Here is a 23778-nt window from a genome sequence, read left to right on the forward strand (position 1 = left end):
CCTCTTGGACATTCGAGCTCACTTGCATCCTGTTTTTTTAATGCGAAAAGACAGCTGCCATCCTGCACAGCGGCATTCGTAAAAAATCATAACAATAATGAGAGTGATTCTTGTTGAGATTATTAAGAAGTGTCTCGTTGTAACGACAGGAAAGGGACGTGTGTTTGGGCGGTTCCGGGGCCCGCACCGTCGCATGGCACCGACGGCGACCGCTAAAATCACCGCAGTTACAGACCGGTTACCAACTTTGACTAGGGGATTCTCATGGCGCTCGTTTCCATGCGCGAACTGCTCGACCACGCTGCGGCCAACGGCTACGGCATCCCGGCGTTCAACGTCAACAACCTGGAGCAGGTGCAGGCCGTGATGGCCGCGGCCGATGAGGTCGGCGCGCCGGTGATCCTGCAGGCCTCGGCCGGCGCACGCAAGTACGCGGGCGAGAGCTTCATCAAGCACCTGATCCAGGCCGCCACCGAGGCCTTCCCGCACATCCCCCTGGTCATGCACCAGGACCACGGCACCAGCCCCAAGGTCTGCGCCGGCGCCATCGACCTGGGCTTCGGCTCGGTCATGATGGACGGCTCGCTCAAGGAAGACGGCAAGACCCCGTCCAGCTTCGACTACAACGTCGATGTCACCCGCACGGTGGTCGAGATGGCACACAAGGTCGGCGTGACGGTGGAAGGCGAGCTGGGCTGCCTGGGCAACCTGGAAACCGGTGACGCCGGCGAGGAAGACGGCATTGGCGCCGAAGGCAAGCTGGACCACAGCCAGATGCTGACCGACCCCGAAGAAGCCGCCCAGTTCGTCAAGGCCACCCAGCTGGATGCGCTGGCGATCGCCATCGGCACCAGCCACGGCGCCTACAAGTTCAGCCGCCCGCCCACCGGCGACATCCTGGCCATCAGCCGCGTCAAGGAAATCCACGCCCGCATCCCCAACACCCATCTGGTGATGCACGGCTCCTCGTCCGTGCCGCAGGACCTGCTGGCGATCATCAACCAGTTCGGCGGCAAGATGAAGCAGACCTACGGCGTGCCGGTGGCCGAGATCCAGGAAGCCATCAAGCACGGCGTGCGCAAGATCAACATCGACACCGACATCCGCATGGCCATGACCGGCGCGGTGCGCAAGTTCATGGCCGAGAACCCGGACAAGTTCGACATGCGCGAATGGATGAAGCCGGCCCGCGAGGCCGCCAAGGCCATCTGCAAGCAGCGCTACATCGAGTTCGGCTGCGAAGGCCAGGGTGGCAAGATCAAGGGCGAGACCCTGAGCGTGATGGCCGCCAAGTACGCCCAGGGCGAGCTGGCACAGCAGGTCCGCTGAGTCTGCCGCCGGACCGACGACCTGCGATAATCCGCGGGAATGGTTCACAGCCCGCTGACTGTTCGGTCTGCGGGCTTTTTTCTTGTCTGTCCTTTTCCCTGCGACCGATCATGAGCACCGCCCTGCACACCTCCGCCCTCAAGTCCCTGCCGCTGCTGGCGCGCGGCAAGGTGCGCGACAACTACGCCGTGGGCGAGGACCGCATCCTGATGGTGGCTTCCGACCGCATCAGCGCCTTCGACGTGATCATGGGCGAGCCGATTCCAGGCAAGGGCGAGTTGCTGACCCGGCTCAGTCTGTTCTGGTTCGACCAGCTCGGCCCCAAGGGTTTGAACATCTGCCCCATCCACCTCACCGGTGACGCGCCCGAAAGCGTGGTCTCGGCCGAAGAGGCGGACCTGGTCACGGGCCGTTCGATGCTGGTGCAGCGCCTCAAGCCGATTCCGGTGGAGGCCGTGGTGCGCGGTTATCTGGCCGGCAGCGGTTGGAAGGAGTACCAGGACAGCCGCTCAGTCTGTGGCGTGCCGCTGCCCGAGGGCCTGCAGAACGCGTCCAAGCTGCCCGAGCCGATCTACACCCCGGCGGCCAAGGCCGAGATGGGCGAGCACGACGAGAACATCACTTTTGAGCAGACGGTGGCCATGGTCGGGCCCGACATCGCCGCGCAGATCCGCGACAAGGCGATTGCGCTGTACAAGGCCGCGGCCGAGATCGCGCTCAAGAAGGGCATCATCATCGCGGACACCAAGTTCGAGTTCGGCCTGGACAAGAACGGCACCGTGGTGCTGATGGACGAGGTGCTCACTCCCGACAGCTCGCGCTACTGGCCGGCCGACCAGTACGCGGTGGGCAGCAACCCGCCCAGCTACGACAAGCAGTTCCTGCGCGACTGGCTGGAAACCGCCAAGGTCAATGGCCAGCCCTGGGACAAGGCACCACCCGCGCCGCGCCTGCCGCGCGAGGTGATCGAGAAGACCTCGGCCAAGTACCAGGAAGCGCTGACCCGCCTGATGGGGTGAGGCAGGGGCGCTGCCCCGCGTCATCCCCGCACACTCAGTTGCACTGGGCCGGCAGGCCAGCCACTGCGGCGCAGGCAGTGCCACCCTTGGCGGTGCAGCTGCTGTCGGCGGCTTGCTGGGCTGCGGCAGCGGATTGGCCTTCCGCCACGCCGTAAATGAACTTGTTCGCGGCAACGGACAGGGCACCGCACTCCGAAAACTGAAGGATCACTTTGCAGTCGCCGCCGCCGCATTTCGATCGGGCCTGGTCATTGGCGACATTCTGATCCGCCGCATTCCAGATCATCGCTGCCATTCCGGTGGTGTCGCTGATCGCGATAGCGCCACGGGTGGTCGGGCCATCGCCACCACCGCCTCCACAGGCGGACAGGAACAGAGCGGTGAAGGCCAGCGCAGGCAGGCCAAGGCGTTTGGTGAACATGGATTCCTCCCTTGGGGGTGACTTGAAACAACGCGTAACAAAGTCATTGTAGCGATGGCAGGAGCCTTGCCTGATCGGGAGAAGACGCGGCAGTTCGGTGACAACCCGGAGCTGCCGGCACCGCGGTTGAAAGCGCAGGAAGGCGCCCCGGATGGGCGCGAAGGGTTGTTCGGCCGGAGGCGCCGGTTACCGAAAAGTTACTGGGTAGAGTGCTGGTCACCGATCACCAGGAGACGCCCCGTGTACACCGCCCACCCCCAGCGCTACGAGCGCATGCCCTACCGCACCGTCGGCAAAAGCGGCCTCAGGCTGCCCAGCATCACCCTCGGCCTCTGGCACAACTTCGGCGACACGACGCCGATGGCCACGCAGCGCGCCATGCTGCGCACCGCCTTCGATGCCGGCATCACCCATTTCGACCTGGCCAACAACTACGGCCCCCCCTACGGCAGCGCCGAGACCAACTTCGGCGAGCATCTGCGGCGCGACTTCCGGCCCTACCGCGACGAACTCATCATCTCCAGCAAGGCCGGCTACGACATGTGGCCCGGGCCCTACGGTCAGGGTGGCGGCTCGCGCAAGTACGTGCTGGCCAGCCTGGACCAGAGCCTGAAACGCATGGGGCTGGACTACGTCGACATCTTCTATTCCCACCGCTTCGACCCCGACACGCCGCTGGAAGAAACCATGGGCGCGCTGGCCACCGCGGTGCAGCAGGGCAAGGCGCTGTACGTGGGCATTTCCAGCTACTCGGCCGGCAAGACGCGCGAGGCCGCGGCCATCCTGCGGCAGATGGGTGTGCCGTTGCTGATCCACCAGCCGTCCTACAGCCTGCTCAACCGCTGGGTGGAAGAGGACCTGCTCGACACCCTGCAGACCGAGGGCGTGGGTTGCATCGCCTTCAGCCCGCTGGCGCAGGGCCTGCTGACGAACAAGTACCTCAACGGCGTGCCGCAGGACGCACGCATCCACCGTCCGGGCGGTGGCTCGTTCAGGCCCGAGCACCTGAGCGAACAGAACCTGGCCCATGTGCGCGCGCTCAACGACATGGCGCAGGCGCGCGGCCAGAGCCTGGCGCAGATGGCGGTGGCCTGGGTGCTGCGCCACCCGGGCATGAGTTCGGCGCTCATCGGCGCCAGCCGGCCCGAGCAGATCACCGAACTGGTGGGGGCGCTGGACAAACTGAGCTTCAGCGCAGAAGAACTCGCCGCCATCGACCAGCACGCGGTGGACGGCGGCATCAACCTCTGGAAGAAGCCTTCGACCGACCAGCGGCTGTGACCGCAGGCGCTGGGCGCGTGGTGTCCAGGGACATCTCCTTCGCCAGCGCCAGTGCCTCCTGCATCACCGCGCGCGTGGCGGGGCTGAGCTGGCCGCTGCGGGCCAGGGCCAGTGCGATGTGGCGCACGATGGGCGGGTCCACCAGCCGCGCAGCCTGGAAGCGGTGCTGGCTGCGCGCGACGTCGATCGCGTAGGAACCGAGCAGCGCGTAGGCGCCGCCATGGGAGGCGATGCCCAGCTGCAGCGCCAGCGAATCGGCTTCGAGCACCACGTTGAGCTGCACGCCGCGCTGGCGCGCGACCTGTTCCAGCTGGTCGCGCCAGCTGCTGGGGCGGCAGAAGCTCACCAGCGGCAGGCCGTCCAGCGCCTTGAACTTCACCGTCGGCTTTGCGGTCACCGGGTCGCCTTCGGGGCCGACGAGGAAGGTTTCCGCTTCGGCCAGCGACAGCGCGTCGCTGCCGTTGGGCTGGCCGTGGCGGAACAGCAGCGCCAGGTCCAGGCTGCCGTCTTCCAGCCCGGTCTCCAGCTGCGCGCCCTGGCCCTCGCGCACGCTCAGCTGCACCAGCGGGTGGCGCTGGCGCAGGCGCGTGAACAGGGTGCTGGTGAAGGGGTGGGCCAGCGAGGGCAGGGTGCCCAGGCGCACACGGCCCATGGTCTGGCCTGCGGTGCTGCGGATCTCCTGCTCCAGCTGCTCGGTGCTGCTCAGCCACACGCGCACGCGCGGCGCGATGCGCTGGCCCAGCGCGGTGAGGGCGACGCCGCGTCCCGTGCGCTCGAACAGCCGGCCGCCGCACTGCTGTTCCAGCTCGGCGATCTGTCGGCTCACGTGCGGCTGGCTGGTGCCGTGCAGCACCGCGACCTTGCTCAGGCTGCCGTGGTCGGCTGCGTCAAGGAACAGGCGCCAGAGGTGGAGGTTCATGCGTCCAAAGATATGTGTGATGAGTATGTCTGAAATGTAGCGTCAGACAGTTCCGCTATGGCCGGCATTGGCCGACAGTCCGTTCCACGACGGCGGACCTGCAAGGCCCCGCCGCCCAGGTGGTCACCAGGCAGACAGCGTGGCGACCGCACCGAACAACCCCTTTCAGAGGAACTGACATGCAAGCCTTCGACATGCGCGGTCTGAACCCCGCCCCCGTGACCCCCTTCACCCGCGACGGCGCCGTCGACTACGCGGCCATCCAGCGGCTGGGCAGCTGGCTCGCCAGCGTGGACGGCGTCAAGAGCCTGACCGTGCTCGGCCACGCCGGCGAAGGCACCTTCCTCGAACGCGACGAGCAGTTCAAGGTCATCGAAGCCTTCCGCAAGGCGGTGGACGACAAGCTGCCCATCGTGGCGGGCATCACGCTCGAAGGCACGCAGGTGGCGGCCGAGGAAGCCAAGCGCGCCGTCGCTGCCGGTGCCTCGGCCGGTCTGGTCTACCCCTCGCACGGCTGGCTGCGCTTCGGTTACCAGAAGGGCGCGCCGCAGGACAAGTACAAGGCCATCTACGAGGCCAGCGGCCTGCCGCTGATCCTGTTCCAGTACCCCGACGCGACCAAGTGCACCTACGACCTGGAAACGCAGCTGGACATCGCCGCGCTGCCCGGCGTGTTCGCGATGAAGAACGGTGTGCGCAACATGAAGCGCTGGGACCGCGAGATCCCGGTCATCCGCAAAGAGCGCCCGGACCTGCAGATCCTGACCTGTCACGACGAGTACCTGCTGCACACCATGTTCGATGTGGACGGTGCGCTGGTGGGCTATGGCTGCATCGCCCCTGAGCCGCTGGTCGAGATGATCAAGGCCGGCAAGGCCAAGGACTACAGGAAGGCGCGTGAACTGCACGACCGCCTGCTGCCGGTCACCGCCAACGTCTACCACCGCGGTTCACACATGGAAGGCACCGTGGCACTGAAGTGGGCGCTGGTGGCGCGCGGCATCCTGGAGCACGCCACGGTGCGCAGCCCGCTGCGGCCGCTGGCCGAAGGGGCGGAGAAGGAGATCGCGGCCGCGATGCGTGCGGCCGGCCTGGCTGAGTGAGCCCCCCGGGCGCTGCCGGTCGGACCACCGGCGCGCCTACCATCCACCCGTGGAGACAAGAGCGATGAAGAGCAAGACATGGATCGTGGCCCTCGCGTGGGGCCTGTCGTTGGTGGCGCCTGCCTACGCGCAAGGCAAGTTCCCTGAAGGCACGCTCCGGCTGGTCGTTCCCTTTGCCGCCGGTGGGGGCGTGGACCAGGCCGCGCGCCTGCTGGGTCGGCAGCTGCAGACCGACCTGGGCGTGACGGTGGTCGTGGAGAACAAGGCCGGTGCCAGCGGCACCATCGGCGGCAAGTCCGTGCAGACCGCCGCGCCCGATGGCATGACCCTGTTGTTCTCGGCCGCCACCCACGTGCTGGCCAAACAGGTGCTGGCCAGTCCGCCCTACGACCCTCAGACCGATTTCGCGCCGGTGGCGCGCGTGGGCGAGGCGCCCCTGCTGCTGGTGATCCCTCCGACCGCACCGCAGAAGAACCTCAAGGAGGTGCTGGAGGCTGCCCAGGCCCAGCCCGACAAATGGACCGCCGCCGTGCCGGCCCTGGGCGCGCCCAGCCATCTGGCAACGCTGCTGCTGGCCCAGCAGGGCAGGCTCCGGCTGACCACGACGCCGTACAAGGGTACGGCGCCCGCATTGGCCGACGTGGCCGGTGGTCACGTGCAATTGCTGATGGACTCGATCATCTCCCTGCAGGGCATGGCCCGCAGCGGCAAGGTCAAGCCGATCGCGGTCACGTCCACCCAGCGCAGCGGTGTCGCTCCCGAGGTGCCCACCGCGGTGGAAAGCGGTTTTCCGGGCATGGTCTACAACTCCTGGTACGGCGTCTGGGCGCCCAAGGGCACGCCGTCCGACCGCGTGCAGGCCCTGAACAAGGCCATCAACAAGGCCACGGCCGGCCTGGCCCGCGCCGGATCGTTCACCGCGCTGGGCATCCTGCCGGTGCTGGAGACGACGGACCAGTTCCGCCAGTTCGTGGCCGCCGACGTGGCACGCAGCGCCGAGCTGCTCAAGGAGGCCGGCTTCAAGCCCGAATAAGCCAAGCCGGAGCGATGTGCCTGCGTCGAGAGATGCGGTGGAACCGGCTTCGCCGGGCCACTCGCATCGCCCCCTTGAGGGGGTGACGCCGCAGGCGGCGCGGGGGTGGACTTTAATTGAGCGCCATGCTCAGCTTGCGGCGGTACTGGGACACCATCTGGGATTGCGGGTCTTCGGCCACCGCCGCCTTGCCGGCCAGCTCGATGCCGCCGGCACTCTTGCCCGCCGCCGCCGGGTCCGCCTTGGGCTTGGGCGGCGTCATGAGTTCGAGCAGGCCGACATAGGTCTTGCGCGGGGCCTCGTCGTCCCACTTCTTGTCGCGCATGATGATCTCCAGCAGCTCTTCGAGCGCGGCGGGCCATTCGCCCATCGCGATCAGCACGCGGCTCTTGGCGAAGCGGGTCTCGAAGTCGCGCTTGTTCTGGCCGATCAGCTCGTCGAATTTCTCCAGCGGCCACTGCCCGCGCGGGTCGGTGCCGACGAACTCCAGCGCGTTGAGCCACTGGGCCAGCGCGTCAAAGCGCAGGGGCACGGGAATGCGCGAGAGCGCCGGCGCGAGCGCGCCCGCCGCCTGCTCGAAGAGGCCATGGCTGATGCACTGGCGGACCAGCTCGAAGCGCAGGTCGTCGTTGTCGGGGGCCTGCTCCACGGCGCGGGCCAGTTTCTCCAGCGCCGAGGCGGGATCGGCCGCTTCGCCTTCGCCGCCCTGGGCCAGCATCTGCTGCGCCTCGTCGGCCTCGGCCAGAGCCGCCAGCTCGTCCTCGCTGGGCAGGTGCTTGTCAAGGAAGGCCTTGATCTGGCCCTCGGGCAGGGCGCCCATGAACCCGTCCACCGGCTGGCCGCCGATGAGCAGCACGCAGGTCGGGATGCTGCGGATGCCGAAGGCGGCGGCGAGCTGTTGCTCCTGGTCGGAGTCGATCTTGACCAGCTTGAAACGGCCGCCGTACTCGGCCTCGACTTTCTCCAGGATGGGGCCGATGACCTTGCAGGGGCCGCACCAGGTGGCCCAGAAATCGACCAGCACCGGGGTGTGCATGGAGGCTTCGATGACCTCGGCTTCGAAGTTGGCGACGGTGACGTTGATCATGGCGTGCAGCGGTGGTGTGGGGGCGGGACGAGGCGGCCGGCGTGGCGCGAAACGTAAAATCCGCACTTTACCGGAGCCGCCCGCCCGCGCGCTCCGGCCTCACCCGAGTCTCCTTCCAACAGCGCCCGTCCGGCGCGCACGAGAGCCCACCCCATGAGCACCCCCCTGGTTGGCGTCGTCATGGGTTCCAGCAGCGACTGGGACACCATGCAGCACGCCGTGCAGATTCTCAAAGACTTCGGCGTCGCGCACGAGGCGCGCGTGGTCTCGGCCCACCGCATGCCCGACGACATGTTCGCCTACGCCGAAGCCGCCGCCGGCCGGGGTCTGAAGGCCATCATCGCCGGGGCCGGCGGCGCCGCCCACCTGCCCGGCATGATCGCCGCCAAGACGGTGGTGCCGGTGCTGGGCGTGCCCGTGATGTCCAAGGCGCTGTCGGGCGTCGACTCGCTGCACTCCATCGTCCAGATGCCCAAGGGCGTGCCGGTCGCAACCTTCGCCATCGGCCCCGCCGGTGCCGCCAACGCGGCGCTGTTCGCCGTCGCCCTGCTGGCCAACGAAGACCCGGCCCTGCGCCAGTGGCTGCTCGCCTTCCGCGCCGAACAGACCGAAGCGGCCCGCAACATGACCCTGCCCGTCTGACCCCATGAGCCTCAAACCCCTCCTGCCCGGCGCCCTGTCCGACCGCGGCCAGCAGATGACCTTGGGCGTCATGGGTGGCGGCCAGCTCGGCCGCATGTTCGTGCAGGCCGCGCAGGCCATGGGCTACTTCACGGCCGTGCTCGACCCCGATCCGGCCAGCCCGGCCGGCCTGGTGGCGCACTGGCACATCGACACCGCCTACGACGACGAGCAGGGTCTGGCCCAGCTGATGCAGCGCTGCGACGCCATCACCACCGAGTTCGAGAACGTGCCCGCGCCGGCGCTGATCACCCTGGGGGCGCACCGCCCGGTCGCGCCGTCGGCGAACTGCGTCGCCGTGGCGCAGGACCGCATCCAGGAGAAGGCGCACTTCGTCAAAACCGCGTCGGAAGGCGGCCCTCTCAGCGTCTACCCGGCGCCCTACGCGGCCATCGAGACGCCCGAACTGCTGGCCGCTGTGCCGGCCGACCTGCTGCCCGGCATCCTCAAGACCGCGCGCCTGGGTTACGACGGCAAGGGCCAGATCCGTGTGAAAGACCGCGCCGAACTCGCCGCCGCCTGGGACAAGCTCGGTAAAGTGCCCTGCGTGCTGGAAAAGCTCATGCCGCTGCAGAGCGAGTGCTCGGTCATCGTGGCGCGCGGCGCCGACGGCCAGGTGGTCGCTTTCCCGGTGCAGAAGAACACCCACCACGACGGCATCCTGGCCTTCACCGAGGTCTACGACGGCGCGGTGCCGGCCGATCTGGCGGCGCGCGCCCAGGCCTCTACGGTCGCCATCGCGAACCACCTGAATTACGTCGGCGTGCTCTGTGTCGAGTACTTCGTGGTCGACAACGGCCAGGGCGGCAGCGACCTGATCGTCAACGAGATGGCGCCGCGGCCGCACAACAGCGGCCACTACACCCAGAACGCTTGCGACATGTCCCAGTTCGAGGCGCAGGTGCGTGCGCTGGCGGGGCTGCCGCTGCCCACGCCGCGCCAGCACAGCCCGGCCATCATGGTGAACCTGCTGGGCGACCTCTGGTTCAACCCCAACGGTGTGCGCAGCGCCGCCAGCGAACAGCCGGTGGCACCGCCCTGGGCGCAGGTGCTGGCCCTGTCCGGCACCCATCTGCACCTGTACGGCAAGCTCAGCGCCCGTCCGGGTCGCAAGATGGGCCACCTGAACATCACCGGCGCGAGCGTGGCCGCGGTGCGCGCGACCGCGGCCAAAGTCCTGGCCCTGCTGGGTCTGCCCGCGCTGGACTGAGCCCGTGCCCCTGACCCTGAACGCCCGCGACCCGGCCGCCATCGAGCAGGCCGCGTTGCGCCTGGCCGCGGGCGGCCTGGTCGGCATGCCGACCGAAACCGTCTACGGCCTGGCGGCCGACGCCGGCAACGCCAGCGCGGTGAGCGGCATCTTCACCGCCAAGGGCCGGCCCAGCGACCACCCGCTGATCGTGCACATCCCGCCCGCCGATGGCGGCGACTGGCGCGCCGCCGTGGCGCCGCTGGCGCACAGCGTGCCGGACTTTGCCGTGGGCCTGATGCAGGCGTTCTGGCCCGGTCCGCTGACGCTGATCCTGCCGCGCAGGCCCGAGGTGGCGGCAGTGGCGGCCGGCGGCCAGGACTCGGTGGGCGTGCGCTGCCCGGCGCACCCGGTGGCGCAGTCGCTGCTCAAAGCCGCGCGCGCCCACGGCGTGCTGGGCGTGGCAGCGCCCAGCGCCAACCGCTTCGGCCGCGTCAGCCCGACCACGGCGGCGCATGTGGCCGAGGAGTTCGCGGATCTGGGTGATGCGCAGTTGCTGATCCTGGACGGCGGCGCCTGCCCGGTGGGCATCGAGTCGACCATCGTCGACTGCTCGCGCGGCTTCCCGGTGCTGCTGCGCCCCGGCATGCTCACACCGGCGCAGATCGAAGCTGTCGCCGGCCAGCCGCTGCGCGAACGCGACGGGACGGCCCCGCGCGCCTCGGGCACGCTGGAGTCGCACTACGCGCCGCGGGCCAGGGTGCGGCTGATGTCGGGCGAGCAGATCCAGGCCGCGCTGGACGTGCTGGGCCCGGACGCCAAACACATCGCGGTCTACACCCGCACCACGCAGCGGGCCGCGCGCGCGGTGCTGCAGCGCCGCATGCCGGGCGACGCCGCCGCCTGCGCGCAGGAGCTGTTCGCCGCGCTGCGCGAACTCGACGCCACTGGCGTCAAGCTGATCTGGGTCGAGACACCGCCCGAGGGCGCCGAGTGGGACGGCGTGCGGGACCGGCTGCAGCGCGCCGCGGCCTGAGACGGTTGCTCTCAAGTTCGGCGACGGCCGGCCGATAGCCCCCACAGGAGGCCCGCGAGGGTGGCCCTCCCACCGTTTCCGAACCACCTGCGAGCCCGCCGTGAACCGCACCCACTTCGCTTTCCAGAGCGTCAGCGACGACCGCCTGGCCATCAACGACGCCACGCGGCACCAGTACTACAGCACCATGCAGGCCGACACCTGCGACGACGACATGCTGCTGGCCGCGCTCAACCGCCGCAAGGCGCGCGCGCTGATCGCCCGCCGCGACCACCGCCGGCTGGGCATGGCGCTGGGCGTGCTGGCGGTGCTTGCCGTGGCCGCACTGGCCTGGTTCCTGGGCTGAGCCGCCCGCCGCGGCCGCTTCAGTCGGGCAGGGCCGCGGTCCACTCGACCAGGGTGTCGAGCGCCGGGCGCGCCGCCATGGCGTTCGGGTGGTTGATGAAACCGACCACCACGTAGCGGCCACCGTTGCCCGCATTCACATAACCGGCGATGCCGGTCACGTCGCGCAGCGTGCCGGTCTTGAGCCAGGCGTTGCCGTAGGCCAGGCTGCCGGGCTCGCGGCCGACCCGGGCCGCCGTGCCCTTGACCCCGGCCACCGACAGCGACTGGACGAAGGTCGCGCCGCGCGGGTGGCGGGCCGCGTGCTGCAGCAGGTCGCCCAGGGCCTCGGGCGTGATGCGCTCGATGCGCGAGAGTCCGGAGCCGTTTTCCATCACCGGCACGGTGTGGCGGATGCCGAACGTGGTTTTCCACCAGCGCGCGACGATCTCGCGCGAGCGCTCCAGCCGGCCCTGGCGCTCGGGCGTGAGCCGGCCGCGCGGCACGGTCATCGAGTCCAACCGCGCGGGCGCCAGCTGTCCCAGCGTGAGGAACAGCTGCTGCGCCATCACGTTGTTGCTCCACTGGTTGACGTCGGCAATGATGTCCGACAGCGGCAGCGACTTCGCCTCGTGCAGCAGGCGGGCCCGGGCCGGGGTGGACCCCATGACCACCTGGCCCGTGAGCGCGCCGCCGCTGTTGCGCCACAGACCTTCGAGGGCGCGCGCCGCGTAGCTGGCCGGGTCCTGGTAGGCCACCGGCCATTCCTTGTCGCCGCAGCCCGCCGGGTAGCGGCCGGTGAAGCGGATGGCGTTGACGTCGTCGAAGCGGGCACCAATGGCGCCGCGCCAGTCGCCGCAGCCGCCGCCGCGCGAGAGCGGCAGCGTGGCGTCCACCGCCAGGCCCGCCATGGGCGGTTCGCTGACCACGCGCGCCACACCGGCGGCGGGGTCCGGGAAGAACCTCAGCACCACCGACTTGAAGTTCACCAGCAGCGCGTCCGGGCCGGTGTTGTAGGGCCGCAGCGCCTCGCCGTCGAAGGCGCCGGGATCGCGGGGCGGCAGATCGAAGGCGCTGTTGTCCAGCACCATGTCGCCCAGCACGACCACCACGCCCAGGTTCTGCAGGGCCTGGAAGGCGCCCTGTATGCGTTCGAGCACCAGCTTGGGGTCGCCGCCGCCCCGGATGTAGAGGTTGCCGCGCAGCGTGCCTTTGTCCACCACCCCGTCGGTGTAGAAGCGGGTCGACCAGGTGAAGTCGGGGCCGAGCAGGTCCATCGCCGCGTAGGTGGTCACCAGCTTCATCACCGACGCCGGGTTGACCGGCTGCTCGGTGTTGAAGCGCACCCGGGCGGCACCGGCGCCACCGACCGGCAGCACCAGGGCCGACATCGCCGCCGCCGGCACCTGGGCGCGCTGCAGGGCCGCCAGCACCGACGGGGGCAGGCCGGTCTGCACCGGAGGCAGCGGCGCCGCAGCACGTGGGCCCGCGGGGGCCCCGGTGGCCGGGACGGAGGCGGACGGAGCGCCGGGGGCGAGCAGGCCGACCTCCGGGGTGAGCCGCAGCTCGCCGGCGCTGAGCTCGTGTTCCTGCGCCTGCGCGCCGCCGCTGGCGAGGAGCAGCAGCAGGGCGGTCGACAGGGCGGCGGGCAGGTGGGGGCGCATGGAGCGCCGATTATGGGTCCGCGCCCCTCACGGATAATCCCCCGAATGCCCGTTTCCGACCTGCGTTTTCTGGCGATTGACTCCAGCACCGACACCTTGTCGGTGGCGCTGGGCTCGGGCGCGCCCGGCGAGACGCCGCGCGTGTTCACCGGTCCGGGCGCGGCCCAGGCCTCGGCCACGCTGCTGCCGGCGGTGCAGTCGCTGCTGGCGCAGGCCGGCTGGTCGCTGGCGTCGCTGGACGCGATCGTGTTCGGGCGCGGCCCGGGCTCGTTCACCGGCCTGCGCACCGCCTGCTCGGTCGCGCAGGGCCTGGCCTACGGGGCGGGTGGTCGGCCGGTGCTGCCGGTGGACACCCTGCTGGCGCTGGCCGAGTCGGCGCGGTTGCAGCGGGTCGCGGACGGCCTGCCGGTGCACTCGGTGATCGCCGCGCTGCTGGACGCGCGCATGGACGAGATGTACGTCGCCCTGTACGCCTGCGGCCCACAGGGCTTGCAGACCCAGCCGTTGCAGGCGCCGCGCCTGTGTGCCTCGCAGGACCTGGGCGCGTGGCTGCGCGCCAGCGCGCCGGACGAGGGTCGCGACGCCCTGCTGGCCGGCAATGTGTTCGAGGTGTACCGCGACCGGCTGGAGCTGCCGGCGGCACCGCAGCAGCCGGCGCTGCCCACGGCCCAGGCCCTGCTGTCGCTGGCGCCGGCGCTGCTGGCCGCAGGCCATGCGGTGGACGCGCGCGAGGCGCTGCCGCTGTACGTGCGCGACAAGGTCGCGCGCACCACGCTGGAACGGGAGGGGCGGGCATGAGCGCCCTGGCTGCGCCCTGGCCCGCGGCGGCCGCCGACCCCCAGCGCGGCCGCCGCTTGGCCTTCGAGCCGATGACGGACGCCGACCTGGCCGCCGTCTGCGAGGTCGAGAAAACGGCCTACGCCCACCCCTGGTCGCGGCGCCATTTCGCCGATTCGCTGGCCAGCGGCTATCCCGCCGTGATGCTGCTGGCCGAGCCCCTGCCCGGCGAGGTGCCGAATCCGCCGCGCGCCGACGGCCGGGTGCTGCTGGGTTACCTCGTGGCCATGCCCGGCGTGGAGGAGGTGCACCTGCTCAACATCACGGTCGCGCCCGCGCAGCAGCGTCAGGGCTGGGGGCGCTTCCTGCTGGACGCCCTGGTGCTGTGGTCGCGCGGACAGGGCGCGCAGTGGTTGTGGCTCGAGGTGCGCGCAGGCAACGAACCGGCGCGCGCGCTCTACACCCGCTACGGATTCCAGCAGGTGGGTCTGCGCCGCGCCTACTACCCGGCCGGCGGGCTGCAGCGCGAGGACGCGGTGGTGATGAGCCTGGACCTGGCGGTGCCGTCTGCAGGAGCGGAGTCATGAGCGCCGCCGGGCCGTTCCCAAGGCGCTCAGCCCCGCAGTGCGCAGCACGGAGGGTCGTCCAGTGAGCGAATTCGACGACGACGCCACCTCGTTCGTGCCGCAGCTGGACGCGCGCCAGCGCGCGATGCTGGCCGAGATGGGCGTGCGCGTCTGGGCGCCACGCGCCGAGGCTTCGGCGGTGGCCGAGGTGCCCGCCCCGGTGCCGGAGGCGCCAGCCCCCGCCCACCCGCCGGCCGAGGCCCGTGCACCCGCCGCCCCGGCGGCGAGGGCCACGCCGAGCGCTGCGCCGGAGCGCCCGGTCGCAGTTCCGGAGGCCCCCTCGTCCCCGCTTGCCGCCGCGGAGCGCCTGCGCCCGGCCGGTGTGGCCCAGATGGACTGGCCGGCGCTGCAGGCGGCGGTGGCCGGCTGCGAGGCCTGCGGCCTGTGCAAGACACGGCGCAACACGGTGTTCGGCGTCGGCGACACGCAGACCGACTGGATGATCGTCGGCGAGGCGCCGGGCGAGAACGAGGACCTGCAGGGAGAGCCCTTCGTGGGCGCGGCCGGCCAACTGCTGGACAACATGCTGCGCGCCGTGGGCCGCAGCCGCGCTGGCGAGGGGGCCAAGGGCGCCTACATCGCCAATGTGCTCAAGTGCCGCCCGCCGGCCAACCGCAACCCGCAGCCGCAGGAGGTCGCTCAGTGCGAGCCCTACCTGGCGCGCCAGGTGGCGCTGGTGCGGCCGAAGATCATCGTGGCCATGGGGCGCTTTGCCGTGCAGTCGCTGTTGCACACCGAGGAGCCCATCGGCCGCCTGCGCGGGCGCGTGCACCGCTACGAGGGGGTGCCGGTGATCGTGACCTACCACCCGGCCTACCTGCTGCGCACCCCGGCCGACAAGGCCAAGGCCTGGGAAGACCTCTGCCTGGCGATGGAGACGGCCGAGGGACTCTGAGCGGCGGGGCAGGGGTTCCCCGGGTTGGCGGCCACCGCCGGCCGCGCGATCCTGCGGTCATCACCACCGACAGGAGACCCCCATGACCCAGCTCTTCGACGCCCCCCTCATCGGCACCGGTCCGCGCAAGGTGATCTGCCTGCATGGCTGGTTCGGCCACGCCCGCGGCTGGGGGCCCATGGTCCAGCACCTGGACAAGGACGCCTTCAGCTACGCCTTCCTCGACCAGCGCGGCTACGGCCACCGCAAGGACAGCGGCGGCCCCTACACCATGGCCCAGATCGCGCAGGACGCGCTGGCGCTGGCCGATTCGTTGGGCTGGGACCGGTTCGCGCTGGTCGGGCACTCGATGGGCGGGCTGGCGATCCAGCAGGTGCTGGCCGACGCGCCGCAGCGGGTGCAGGCCCTGGTGGGGGTGACCCCGGTGCCCGCCACGGGCGTGCCGTTCGACGACGCCGGCTGGGCCTTCTTTTCGGCGGCTGCGAAAGATGTGGGCACGCGCCGCGCCATCATCGACCTGACCACCGGCAACCGGCTCTCGGGTGTGTGGCTCGACGGCATGGCGCGGCGCTCGCTGCAACACTCGGATGAAACCGCGGTGGCCGACTACCTGGTGGCCTGGGCCAAGACCTCGGTGCTCGACCGCGTGCAGGGCCAGACCCTGCCGGTGCTGGTGATCGCGGGCGAACACGACCCGGCGCTGGGCGCCGACACCTGCAAGGCCACCTGGCTGCAGCACTACCCGAACGCGTCGCTGGAGATGATGGCCAATGCGGGCCACTATCCGATGGACGAGACCCCGATCGCGCTGGCGACCTCCATCGAACGCTTCCTGATGAAGGTGATGTGAGTCAGCTGGCCGCGGTGGAGCGGGCGGGCCACAGCACCGTAGCGATCGAGACCATCACCAGCGCCACGGCGGCCCAGTCCTGCCAGTGCAGCACCTCGCCCAGCCACCAGGCGCCGCTGAACACGCCCAGAACCGGAATGAACATCACCGACAGCGTGGAGGCGATGGGCGGCAGCTCGCGCGCCAGCACCAGCCAGGCCACCTGGGCAAAGGCGAACACGCCGACCGCGTTGTAGGCGATGGCCCCCCACTGTGCGGGGTTGGGGGCCATCCACTGGCCGCGCTCGAACACCACCGCCAGCAGCGACATCCACAGCGTGGTCGCCACCGTCATCCAGAAGCTGATCGCCAGTGTGGGCGCGGCGATGCGGGTGCGGCGCATCTGCTGCGTGCCGATGGCCCAGGTGGCGGCGGCCACCAGCATCATCGCCACGCCCAGCGGCCGGCCCGAGAGGGTGGTGATCTCGTGCCAGAGCAGCAGCACCACGCCCAGCGCGGCGGCCGCCACACCGGCCCAGGCGCGCGGTACCAGCCGCTGGCCGAACCACAGCGCGCCGATCACGGCAGAGAACACCGGCATGGTGTAGCCCAGGATGGCGGCGCGCCCGCTGGAGAGCGACTGGATCGCCAGGATCGCCAGCGTGTGCCAGAAGAACATGTTGAACACCGTGAGCACCGCCAGCTCGCGCCAGTGTGCGCGGCCGATGGTGAACGGCACCCGGCGCAGCCACAGGAACCCGGCCAGCAGCGGCAGCCCCAGCCACATGCACAGCGTGCGGAAGGTCAGCGGCGGAAAGCCGGTGACCCCGAACTTCATGATCGGCCAGTTGAGGCCCCAGACCAGCGTGAGCAGGACGAGCAGAACGAATTGCTGGCGGGACAGGCGCATGCCGCCGATGTTATCGGCTGGCCTGCGGGCGCGTCAGTCGGTGATGGCGATCTCGACGTCTTCGCTGTCGCCGGTGTTGCCATCGGCGTCGACGGCGCGGGCGAAATAGGAGACGGTGTCCGTGGCGGTCGACGGGACTGTGGTGGTGAACTGGTAGGGCGTGGCGTTGAGGGTGCCCAGGAGTGTGGTGGTGCTGGTGTCCACACGGTAGAAGCGCACGGCGGCAATGCCGAGGTCGGAACTGGCCACGGCGATCAGCGTGACCGACTCTCCGGCCGAGGCGCTGGTGGCCGTGCTCGCCAGCGTGACGGTGGGCGCATCGCCGGTGGTGCCGCCGCCGCAGGCGGTCAGGGCGAGCGACAGCAGCGCGGCGGCCAGGCCCGGGCGCAGCCGGTGGCGCCGCAGCGGGGCGGGCGGAATGGGGATGACGGCCGCGGGAGCGGAGAGTGTGGTGTTCATGGCCGGATGGTAGGAAGCCCCGTCCCGGCCTGGGTGGTGTCTTTGTGTCCGGTCGGTAAACCGTCTGACGCAGGTGAGCCGGCCCGCGTCGCTGGCACCGCCGTGGGGTCGCAGGAGAAACCTTAAGTGGACCTTAAGAAGACTCACTAAAATGGTCGGCTTTGCCGAAATCCGACGCCCCCGGTCGGTCGTGATTGTTGTCCCACCCCTCTCCCGCTGGCCGGCCCATGGAAATTGTCTGGTACCTTGAGTTCATCGCACGGTTCTCGCTCAACCTGGGCGCGGCCAGTGTGCTGATGTTCGGCCTCTACCACCGCAGGCACCGCAACCGCGACACGGCGGTCTCCGCCCTGCTGCTCAACGTGTTCGTGTTCGCCGTGCTCACGGTGCTGGCCGACGTGCAGTTCTCGCTGGCGGCGGGCTTTGGTCTGTTCGCCATCCTGGCGCTGTTCACGCTGCGCTCCGAGCAGCTGTCCCGGGTGGACATCGCCTACTTCTTCGGCAGCGCCTCGATGGCGGTGCTGTTCGCCATCAACGCGATCGACCGTGGCCTGATGGTCATCATCATCCTGGTCATGCTGGCCTCGGTCTATGTGGTGGATCACCCGAAGCTCAGCCGCCCGCTGCGCAGCACCCGGATCAAGCTGGACATGGACCGCAGCTTCGACGTGGGCGACGACGCCTCGGTGGTCGAGGCCGTGGGGCGCCAGACCGGACTCAGGCCCCGGCGCGTCCAGCTGGTGCGCGTGTGCGGCATCACCGAGACCGTGGAGCTGCAGGTTGAGTACTGATCGTCCGGGCGCCGTCCCCGCGTCCCGGCTGGCTGGCTTCACCGCCATCGGCCTGGCCGAACTGAACGGGCAGGCCGCCCTGCTCAAGCGGCTGGAACGCAAATACGTGCTGGACCCGGCGTCGCTGGACGGCCTGTTCGACGTGCTGCGCTTCAGCCACGCGGTGCTGGAAATCGACGGCCTGCGCTCGCACGGCTACCAGAGCCGCTACTACGACACGCCCGACCTGCTGTGCTTCCGGGCCCACAACCAGGGCCGCGCCAACCGGTTCAAGCTGCGCGTGCGGCGCTACGAAGACAGTGGCCTGGCCTTCTGCGAGCTCAAGGAGAAGACCCGGGTGGCGGCGACCGCGAAGTCGAGGGTGCCCCTGAGCGACCCGGCGGACCTGGGCGACGACTTCGGCGGCCTGCTCGGTCGCATCCGGCAGATCGCCGGCGCGGCGGCCGACCATCGGTTCCTGCCGACGCTGGACGTGGGCTACCGGCGCATCACCCTCTTCGACGCGCGCGACCAGACCCGGGTCACCATCGACTCCGGCCTGTCGTTCGGCCACGCCAGCGATCCCGGGGTCCACCAGGGCACGGCCAGCGTCATCGTCGAGGTCAAGTCGGCGCGGCCGATGTCGCTGACCGACCGTCTGCTGCGCGACGCGGGCCTGCGGCCTCAGGCCCAGATGTCCAAGTACTGCATCGGCCTGCTGGCCTGCGGACTCTGGACCGGTTCCAGCCGGTTCGGTGCCAACCACCGGCGGCTGGGTTGCCGCCCGGTGGAGGAAGTGGGGCGGTCGATGGCCCCGGCGGAGGCCCCGGCATGTGCGTCCTGAACCGCCTGGGCCTGGCCCTGCGCGGGCTGGTGCTGCTGCTGGCGGTCGCCTGGGCACCGGCGCAGGCGAACAGCGTCATCAGCCCGCCCCAGTTCTCGCACGCGGCGGGCTTCCATCCTTACACCTTCAAGCTCAAGCTCTACCACCCCGACGCCGGGGTCTCGATCTTCTACACGCTGGACGGCTCGACGCCCTACGTGCAGTTCCCCTACGAGCGCAGCTTCGACCACAAGACCGCCTACCGCCGCACCTCGCGCAGCGCCGACGGCGTGCTGGAGAAGGCTCGGCTGGTGACGCTGCCCTACCGCGGGCCGATCAAGCTCGCGCGCGTGATGACCGGGCCGGGCCGCTGGGCGCGCATGCTGACGACCTACGACGACCAGCCGGTGGGCTACCTGCGGCCGATGACGGGCGCGAGCGCGTCGCAGGACCTGCACCGGGCGTGGGACGAGTTTCTGGAGTATTCGGGTGACCGACTGGGCGGGGTTCTGTCTGCCGGACCCGTCCAGCCCGCCCGGCACGCCAGGGCGGCCGATGGATGGGTGGACCGTGCCGTGGTGGTGCGTGCGGTGGCGGTCGGCCCCCGCGGGGAGCGCAGCGAAGTGGTCACGCGCACCTATTTCTTTGGCAGCGCCGACCGGTTTTCGCTGCCCATCGTGGCGGTCACGGCCGATCCGGAGGACCTGTTCGGGTACGACCGGGGCGTGATGGTCGCCGGTCGCCGGTTTGATGCGTGGCGGGAGCGCAACCCGGCGTTCACCGCCACGGCCGGGGTCGCCGATGCCAACTGGCGCGATGAGGGCGACAGCGCGGAGCGGGCCGTGCACGTCGAGTACCTGCTGCGCGATTCGGCCGCACCCTCGGGCACCCGGGTTTCCGGCCAGTCCGCGGGCCTGCGCATCCACGGCGCGTTCAGCCGCGCATCCGCCGAAAAGTCCATGCGCCTGCACGCGCGCAAGCGCTACGGCGCCGACGAGGTCGAGGTATTCGGCGACTTCCAGCGCTCTTTCCTGCCCAAGCAGGTCATCCTGCGGTCATCCAGCAACGACCGCCGCGAGGCGCTCATGCGCGATGCGGTGGCGCAGCGCGTGGTGGACGGCCTGCAGGCCACGGTCTCGCGCAGCCAGCCGGTGGCGGTGTTCCTGAACGGCGAGTATTGGGGGCTGTACCACCTGCGCGAACGCCTGGGCGACGATCACTTTGCGGCCCAGGCCAAGGTGAAGGACTCGGACATCGAGCTGAGCCGCAACTACGGCGTGACCCCCGACCAGCCCGAGATGGCCGAGCCCTGGCTGGCCCTGGTCGAGCGCCTGGAGACCGCGCAGGCCGAAGGCCGGGAGGTGCTGCCACTGGCCGAGGCCGAGATCGACATTCCGAGCTTCATCGACCTGCATGCGGCCGAGGTGCTGGTCGGCAACACCGACTGGCCGGCCAACAACGTGTTGGCATGGCGGGTGCGGCCGTTCACCGCGGGGTTGGCTCGCAACAGCCCCTACCGCAAGTGGCACTGGGCGGTCAGCGACATGGACATGGCGTTCCGCGCACCCAATGTCGACACGCTGCACGAACTGCTCACGCCGAACGGCCCGCGGGGACGCCCCGAGCTGGCCCGGAGCACCCGGCTGTTCCGGGTGCTGATGAAAGACCCGCGTTTCCAGCAGCGGTTCGCGACGCGGCTCCAGGACCTGCTCAACACCCGCTTCTCCTCCGAGCGGATGGCCCAGTTCGTTGCGCACTACCGCGGCGAAATCGCCGCCGAGGTGCCGCACCATGTCAACCGGTGGCAGGTGCCCGCCAGCGTGGCGATCTGGGAGCGGTCGGTGAGGCACCTGGGCGTCTTCATCGAGCGCCGCCCGGCCCACGTCCGGCAGCAGATGGAGCGGTACCTCGCGGTGCCGCCGCCGGTGAAGATCGAGTTGGGTCCGATGGAGCCCGGGGCGTCGTTGCGCATCAATGGCGAGGCGCTGGAGAGTGGCGCCGGGCGGCCGGCGCAGGTGCTGTACACACCAGGCACGCCGCTGAAGATCGAGGTCGTCGAAGGCCCTTGCCGCCGCTTCCAGGGCTGGCAGGGGCAGGCCTCCCGGGCAGCGTCGCTCGAACTGGTGGTGGACCGGCCGCTGGCGCTCACGCCGCAGTGGGGGCCGGCCTGTGGCCCCGCTGCCGCGCGGGCGCAGGGTTCGTAAAATTCGGGGATGACCTTCCTCGACATGCTGGGCGCGGCAGAGCGCCAGAACCAGTCCCTGCTCTGCGTCGGCCTCGACCCCGACCCCGCGAAATTCCCGGCCGGCCTGAAGGGCGACGCCTCGAAAATCTACGACTTCTGCGCCGCCATCGTCGAGGCCACGGCCGACGCCGTGATCGCCTTCAAGCCGCAGATCGCCTACTTTGCCGCGCACCGCGCCGAAGACCAGCTTGAAAAGCTGATGCGGCACATGAAGGCGGTGGCGCCGCAGGTGCCGGTGATCCTGGACGCCAAGCGCGGCGACATCGGCAGCACCGCCGAGCAGTACGCCATCGAGGCCTTCGAGCGCTACGGCGCCGACGCCGTGACCCTCTCGCCCTTCATGGGCTGGGACTCGGTCCAGCCCTATCTGAAATACGAGGGCAAAGGCGCCTTCCTGCTGTGCCGCACCTCCAACCCCGGCGGTGACGACCTGCAGAACCAGAGGCTGGCCTCGGTCGACGGCCAGCCGCGCGTCTACGAACACGTCGCGAAGCTCGCACAGGGCCCGTGGAACCTCAACGGCCAGCTCGGCCTGGTGGTCGGTGCCACCTACCCGGCCGAAATCGAACGGGTGCGCGAACTGGCGCCGACGCTGCCGCTGCTGATCCCCGGCGTGGGCGCGCAGGGTGGCGACGCCGTGGCCACGATCCGCGCCGGTTACCGCACCCAGGGCGGCGCCACCACCGGCCCGGTGATCGTCAACAGCTCGCGCGCGGTGCTCTACGCCTCGGGTGGCGCCGACTTTGCGGCCGCCGCGCGCGCCGAGGCCCTGCGCACACGCGAGGTCCTGAACGCTGCCAAGGCGTGAGCGGGCTCACCATGAAGCTCTACGTGTCGCCCCGCGCCCCCAACCCGCGCCGGGTGCAGATGTTCCTGGCCGAGAAGGGCATCGACCCGGTGGCCCACGGCATCGAGCTGGTGAATGTCGACCTCAACGCCCAGGAACACAAGAGCCCCGCCTTCCGCGCCAAGAGCCCGCTGGCGCGCATTCCCGCGCTGGAGTTCGACGACGGGCGCGTGCTGACCGAGACCCGGGCCATCTGCACCTGGATCGAAGGGCAGCACCCCGAGCCCAATCTGATGGGCGCGGACGCCACGGAGCGGGCCTTCATCGAGATGGCCGACCGGCGCATCGAGTGGTATTTCCTGCTGCCCATCGCCAACTGCGTGCGCCACACCCACCCGGGCCTGGCGCCGCTGGAGCAGCCGCAGTTTCCCGACTTCGGCCGTTCGCAGGGCGAGAAGCTGCGCGAGACCGCGGTCTGGCTCGATGCCGAGCTGCAGCGCCAGCCCTGGATCGCCGGTGAGCGCTTCACCATCGCCGACATCACCGCCTTCTGCGCCATCGAGTTCGCGAAACTGATGCGCTTCCACGCGGGCGAGCAGGGTTTGTCTGCCTTGCAGGCCTGGCGCGACCGGGTCTCGCAGCGCCCTGCGGCCCGGACCTGAAACCAATGCCGGATGCCCGGGCGGGGGCATCCGGGGCGCCTTCATATTGGGTGGCTATGATCTGCGCCCATGCTGTCCATCTCTCACCGCTGGGGTCTGGGTCTGGTTCTGGGGGCGTCGGCCGCCGCTGCGTCGGCCGCCGCTGCGTCGGCTGCCGACGGTGACTGGCTCACCATTGAAGGCGACTACCTGATCGGTGCATCGGTCGTGTCCGGCAACGGCCACGTCGGCGATGCGCCGGTGCGCTACGACTTCAAGCCCATGTGGGCCTTCCAGCTGGGGCCGTTCCGGGTCTCGCGTTCCCGGGCGTCCAGCCTGCTCAAGGCGGGCCGGGAAGAACTGGAAACCGGCGTGAGCGCCGATTTCGGCATCTTCAACGACTGGCGTCTGGGCGCGTCGCTGCGCATGGACAACGGGCGCGACTCCGGGGACGACCCGCGGTTCAGCGGGCTGCCCGACATCCCGTCCACCCTGCGCGCCCGCATCTCCACCGGCTCGGCGCTGGGCGAACACTGGAGCTGGACCACCAGCATCGACAAGGACCTGCTCGGACGTCGCGGCGGGTCGCGGCTGGCCGCCGGCCTCAACTACCGCCACCCTCTGACCGAACACAGCTACTGGGATTTCGGCCTGGGCGCGACCTACGGCGACAAGACCTACCTGCAGACCCATTACGGCATCACGCCCGAGACGGCCGAGCGCGTCGGGCGTTCGCCGTACACGCTGAGCAGCGGCTGGGAGAACGTGCGCGCCAGCGCCCAGTACACCCACGTGCTGAGCGAACACTGGGTGCTGTTCGGTGGCCTGGACCTCTCGCGCATGCTGTCGTCGCCCTCGCGCAGCCCGCTGGTGGGGCGCAAGACCACGCACTCGATCAGCGCGGGCATTGCGTTTCGCGGGAAGCGCTGA

The 23778-nt window shown here is 70.1% G+C and carries 25 protein-coding genes; 19 read left to right on the top strand and 6 right to left on the bottom strand.

Features of this window, described 5'->3' with window-relative positions:
* Window positions 1-264 precede the first annotated feature (264 nt).
* Together fba and RCO38_RS22315 are read left to right on the top strand one after the other, a co-directional pair.
* Window positions 265-1329 carry a class II fructose-bisphosphate aldolase gene (gene fba / locus RCO38_RS22310; RefSeq protein ID WP_308330679.1) on the top strand — a complete coding sequence of 355 codons (1065 nt, stop codon included), beginning with the start codon at window positions 265-267 and terminating at the stop codon, window positions 1327-1329.
* Between the two features lie 110 nt (window positions 1330-1439).
* Window positions 1440-2348, top strand: coding sequence for a phosphoribosylaminoimidazolesuccinocarboxamide synthase (locus RCO38_RS22315; RefSeq protein WP_308330681.1), 909 nt, complete (start codon window positions 1440-1442; stop codon window positions 2346-2348).
* Between the two features lie 34 nt (window positions 2349-2382).
* Here the strand turns inward: RCO38_RS22315 and RCO38_RS22320 are convergent, their stop codons facing one another.
* Window positions 2383-2769 (bottom strand): DUF4189 domain-containing protein, encoded by a 387-nt coding sequence (locus RCO38_RS22320; protein ID WP_308330682.1) that lies wholly within the window; start codon window positions 2767-2769, stop codon window positions 2383-2385.
* A gap of 273 nt (window positions 2770-3042) precedes the next feature.
* Between RCO38_RS22320 and mgrA the strand changes: the two genes are divergently transcribed.
* A complete protein-coding gene (gene mgrA / locus RCO38_RS22325) occupies window positions 3043-4050 on the top strand; it encodes an L-glyceraldehyde 3-phosphate reductase (RefSeq protein ID WP_308330857.1) in 1008 nt (335 codons plus the stop codon).
* On the opposite strand, the gene RCO38_RS22330 is transcribed toward mgrA, so the two are convergent.
* Window positions 4010-4969 (bottom strand): LysR family transcriptional regulator, encoded by a 960-nt coding sequence (locus RCO38_RS22330; RefSeq protein WP_308330684.1) that lies wholly within the window; start codon window positions 4967-4969, stop codon window positions 4010-4012. The genes mgrA and RCO38_RS22330 overlap by 41 nt on opposite strands.
* A 179-nt stretch (window positions 4970-5148) precedes the next feature.
* On the opposite strand from RCO38_RS22330, the gene RCO38_RS22335 reads away from it, so the two are divergent.
* On the top strand, window positions 5149-6072 hold the full coding sequence (locus RCO38_RS22335; protein WP_308330685.1) for a dihydrodipicolinate synthase family protein: 924 nt from the start codon (window positions 5149-5151) through the stop codon (window positions 6070-6072).
* A gap of 64 nt (window positions 6073-6136) precedes the next feature.
* Complete coding sequence (locus RCO38_RS22340) at window positions 6137-7105, top strand: Bug family tripartite tricarboxylate transporter substrate binding protein (protein WP_308330686.1); 969 nt, start codon at window positions 6137-6139, stop codon at window positions 7103-7105.
* Between the two features lie 112 nt (window positions 7106-7217).
* Here the strand turns inward: RCO38_RS22340 and trxA are convergent, their stop codons facing one another.
* Complete coding sequence (gene trxA / locus RCO38_RS22345; RefSeq protein ID WP_308330688.1) at window positions 7218-8192, bottom strand: thioredoxin; 975 nt, start codon at window positions 8190-8192, stop codon at window positions 7218-7220.
* Between the two features lie 153 nt (window positions 8193-8345).
* Here trxA and purE point away from each other — a divergent pair, with 153 nt between their 5' ends.
* From purE to RCO38_RS22365, 4 genes are all read left to right on the top strand, one after another.
* Entirely contained in the window at window positions 8346-8834 is a 489-nt protein-coding gene (gene purE, locus RCO38_RS22350; protein ID WP_066259437.1) for a 5-(carboxyamino)imidazole ribonucleotide mutase, read from the top strand.
* A 4-nt stretch (window positions 8835-8838) separates the two neighbouring features.
* Window positions 8839-10083: a 5-(carboxyamino)imidazole ribonucleotide synthase gene (locus tag RCO38_RS22355; protein ID WP_308330692.1), complete on the top strand. Its 1245-nt coding sequence runs from the start codon at window positions 8839-8841 to the stop codon at window positions 10081-10083.
* 10 nt (window positions 10084-10093) lie between these two features.
* Window positions 10094-11098, top strand: a complete 1005-nt coding sequence (locus tag RCO38_RS22360) for an L-threonylcarbamoyladenylate synthase (RefSeq protein ID WP_308330858.1) — start codon at window positions 10094-10096, stop codon at window positions 11096-11098.
* A gap of 100 nt (window positions 11099-11198) precedes the next feature.
* Entirely contained in the window at window positions 11199-11444 is a 246-nt protein-coding gene (locus tag RCO38_RS22365) for a hypothetical protein (protein ID WP_308330694.1), read from the top strand.
* Between the two features lie 19 nt (window positions 11445-11463).
* Here RCO38_RS22365 and dacB read toward each other — a convergent pair whose 3' ends face one another.
* Window positions 11464-13086 carry a D-alanyl-D-alanine carboxypeptidase/D-alanyl-D-alanine endopeptidase gene (dacB, locus tag RCO38_RS22370; protein ID WP_308330696.1) on the bottom strand — a complete coding sequence of 541 codons (1623 nt, stop codon included), beginning with the start codon at window positions 13084-13086 and terminating at the stop codon, window positions 11464-11466.
* A gap of 45 nt (window positions 13087-13131) precedes the next feature.
* Here dacB and tsaB point away from each other — a divergent pair, with 45 nt between their 5' ends.
* The 4 genes from tsaB to RCO38_RS22390 all read left to right on the top strand — a co-directional run bounded on the left by tsaB (window position 13132) and on the right by RCO38_RS22390 (window position 16234).
* The gene (gene tsaB, locus RCO38_RS22375; RefSeq protein ID WP_308330698.1) at window positions 13132-13884 is read left to right on the top strand and encodes a tRNA (adenosine(37)-N6)-threonylcarbamoyltransferase complex dimerization subunit type 1 TsaB; all 753 of its coding nucleotides are present in this window, start codon (window positions 13132-13134) and stop codon (window positions 13882-13884) included.
* Window positions 13881-14450, top strand: coding sequence for a ribosomal protein S18-alanine N-acetyltransferase (rimI, locus tag RCO38_RS22380; protein ID WP_308330700.1), 570 nt, complete (start codon window positions 13881-13883; stop codon window positions 14448-14450). The genes tsaB and rimI overlap by 4 nt, the downstream gene beginning before the upstream one ends.
* A 136-nt stretch (window positions 14451-14586) precedes the next feature.
* The gene (locus tag RCO38_RS22385; RefSeq protein WP_445297935.1) at window positions 14587-15384 is read left to right on the top strand and encodes a uracil-DNA glycosylase; all 798 of its coding nucleotides are present in this window, start codon (window positions 14587-14589) and stop codon (window positions 15382-15384) included.
* 82 nt (window positions 15385-15466) lie between these two features.
* Window positions 15467-16234: an alpha/beta fold hydrolase gene (locus RCO38_RS22390; RefSeq protein ID WP_308330702.1), complete on the top strand. Its 768-nt coding sequence runs from the start codon at window positions 15467-15469 to the stop codon at window positions 16232-16234.
* 1 nt (window position 16235) lies between these two features.
* Here RCO38_RS22390 and RCO38_RS22395 read toward each other — a convergent pair whose 3' ends face one another.
* Both RCO38_RS22395 and RCO38_RS22400 read right to left on the bottom strand, forming a co-directional pair.
* Window positions 16236-17123: a DMT family transporter gene (locus tag RCO38_RS22395; protein ID WP_308330704.1), complete on the bottom strand. Its 888-nt coding sequence runs from the start codon at window positions 17121-17123 to the stop codon at window positions 16236-16238.
* A gap of 33 nt (window positions 17124-17156) precedes the next feature.
* Entirely contained in the window at window positions 17157-17582 is a 426-nt protein-coding gene (locus RCO38_RS22400) for an Ig-like domain-containing protein (protein WP_308330706.1), read from the bottom strand.
* A 227-nt stretch (window positions 17583-17809) separates the two neighbouring features.
* Between RCO38_RS22400 and RCO38_RS22405 the strand changes: the two genes are divergently transcribed.
* The 6 genes from RCO38_RS22405 (at window position 17810) to RCO38_RS22430 (ending at window position 23778) form a co-directional block, all read left to right on the top strand.
* Complete coding sequence (locus RCO38_RS22405) at window positions 17810-18373, top strand: DUF4956 domain-containing protein (protein ID WP_308330707.1); 564 nt, start codon at window positions 17810-17812, stop codon at window positions 18371-18373.
* Window positions 18363-19196, top strand: a complete 834-nt coding sequence (locus RCO38_RS22410) for a polyphosphate polymerase domain-containing protein (RefSeq protein WP_308330708.1) — start codon at window positions 18363-18365, stop codon at window positions 19194-19196. The genes RCO38_RS22405 and RCO38_RS22410 overlap by 11 nt, the downstream gene beginning before the upstream one ends.
* The gene (locus RCO38_RS22415) at window positions 19184-21379 is read left to right on the top strand and encodes a CotH kinase family protein (RefSeq protein WP_308330709.1); all 2196 of its coding nucleotides are present in this window, start codon (window positions 19184-19186) and stop codon (window positions 21377-21379) included. The genes RCO38_RS22410 and RCO38_RS22415 overlap by 13 nt, the downstream gene beginning before the upstream one ends.
* Before the next feature lie 9 nt (window positions 21380-21388).
* Window positions 21389-22228: an orotidine-5'-phosphate decarboxylase gene (gene pyrF, locus RCO38_RS22420; RefSeq protein WP_308330710.1), complete on the top strand. Its 840-nt coding sequence runs from the start codon at window positions 21389-21391 to the stop codon at window positions 22226-22228.
* 11 nt (window positions 22229-22239) lie between these two features.
* Complete coding sequence (locus RCO38_RS22425) at window positions 22240-22869, top strand: glutathione S-transferase family protein (RefSeq protein ID WP_308330861.1); 630 nt, start codon at window positions 22240-22242, stop codon at window positions 22867-22869.
* Window positions 22870-22938: 69 nt separating this feature from the next.
* Window positions 22939-23778, top strand: coding sequence for a MipA/OmpV family protein (locus RCO38_RS22430; RefSeq protein ID WP_308330711.1), 840 nt, complete (start codon window positions 22939-22941; stop codon window positions 23776-23778).

Origin of the sequence: Hydrogenophaga pseudoflava, from assembly GCF_031020795.1 — a bacterium.
In the GTDB taxonomy this organism is placed as follows: domain Bacteria; phylum Pseudomonadota; class Gammaproteobacteria; order Burkholderiales; family Burkholderiaceae_C; genus Hydrogenophaga; species Hydrogenophaga pseudoflava_A.

What these genes read in the sequence shown, in the direction of transcription:
- RCO38_RS22425 (WP_308330861.1), top strand. Translation starts at nt 22,240, where the DNA reads ATGAAGCTCTACGTGTCGCCCCGCGCCCCCAACCCGCGCCGGGTGCAG.
- purE (WP_066259437.1), top strand. Translation starts at nt 8,346, where the DNA reads ATGAGCACCCCCCTGGTTGGCGTCGTCATGGGTTCCAGCAGCGACTGG.
- dacB (WP_308330696.1), bottom strand. Translation starts at nt 13,086, where the DNA reads ATGCGCCCCCACCTGCCCGCCGCCCTGTCGACCGCCCTGCTGCTGCTC.
- RCO38_RS22405 (WP_308330707.1), top strand. Translation starts at nt 17,810, where the DNA reads ATGGAAATTGTCTGGTACCTTGAGTTCATCGCACGGTTCTCGCTCAAC.
- RCO38_RS22390 (WP_308330702.1), top strand. Translation starts at nt 15,467, where the DNA reads ATGACCCAGCTCTTCGACGCCCCCCTCATCGGCACCGGTCCGCGCAAG.
- rimI (WP_308330700.1), top strand. Translation starts at nt 13,881, where the DNA reads ATGAGCGCCCTGGCTGCGCCCTGGCCCGCGGCGGCCGCCGACCCCCAG.
- RCO38_RS22355 (WP_308330692.1), top strand. Translation starts at nt 8,839, where the DNA reads ATGAGCCTCAAACCCCTCCTGCCCGGCGCCCTGTCCGACCGCGGCCAG.
- RCO38_RS22340 (WP_308330686.1), top strand. Translation starts at nt 6,137, where the DNA reads ATGAAGAGCAAGACATGGATCGTGGCCCTCGCGTGGGGCCTGTCGTTG.
- RCO38_RS22400 (WP_308330706.1), bottom strand. Translation starts at nt 17,582, where the DNA reads ATGAACACCACACTCTCCGCTCCCGCGGCCGTCATCCCCATTCCGCCC.
- mgrA (WP_308330857.1), top strand. Translation starts at nt 3,043, where the DNA reads ATGCCCTACCGCACCGTCGGCAAAAGCGGCCTCAGGCTGCCCAGCATC.
- RCO38_RS22415 (WP_308330709.1), top strand. Translation starts at nt 19,184, where the DNA reads ATGTGCGTCCTGAACCGCCTGGGCCTGGCCCTGCGCGGGCTGGTGCTG.
- RCO38_RS22430 (WP_308330711.1), top strand. Translation starts at nt 22,939, where the DNA reads ATGCTGTCCATCTCTCACCGCTGGGGTCTGGGTCTGGTTCTGGGGGCG.
- tsaB (WP_308330698.1), top strand. Translation starts at nt 13,132, where the DNA reads ATGCCCGTTTCCGACCTGCGTTTTCTGGCGATTGACTCCAGCACCGAC.
- pyrF (WP_308330710.1), top strand. Translation starts at nt 21,389, where the DNA reads ATGACCTTCCTCGACATGCTGGGCGCGGCAGAGCGCCAGAACCAGTCC.
- RCO38_RS22330 (WP_308330684.1), bottom strand. Translation starts at nt 4,969, where the DNA reads ATGAACCTCCACCTCTGGCGCCTGTTCCTTGACGCAGCCGACCACGGC.
- RCO38_RS22385 (WP_445297935.1), top strand. Translation starts at nt 14,587, where the DNA reads ATGGGCGTGCGCGTCTGGGCGCCACGCGCCGAGGCTTCGGCGGTGGCC.
- RCO38_RS22320 (WP_308330682.1), bottom strand. Translation starts at nt 2,769, where the DNA reads ATGTTCACCAAACGCCTTGGCCTGCCTGCGCTGGCCTTCACCGCTCTG.
- RCO38_RS22315 (WP_308330681.1), top strand. Translation starts at nt 1,440, where the DNA reads ATGAGCACCGCCCTGCACACCTCCGCCCTCAAGTCCCTGCCGCTGCTG.
- RCO38_RS22335 (WP_308330685.1), top strand. Translation starts at nt 5,149, where the DNA reads ATGCAAGCCTTCGACATGCGCGGTCTGAACCCCGCCCCCGTGACCCCC.
- fba (WP_308330679.1), top strand. Translation starts at nt 265, where the DNA reads ATGGCGCTCGTTTCCATGCGCGAACTGCTCGACCACGCTGCGGCCAAC.
- trxA (WP_308330688.1), bottom strand. Translation starts at nt 8,192, where the DNA reads ATGATCAACGTCACCGTCGCCAACTTCGAAGCCGAGGTCATCGAAGCC.
- RCO38_RS22395 (WP_308330704.1), bottom strand. Translation starts at nt 17,123, where the DNA reads ATGCGCCTGTCCCGCCAGCAATTCGTTCTGCTCGTCCTGCTCACGCTG.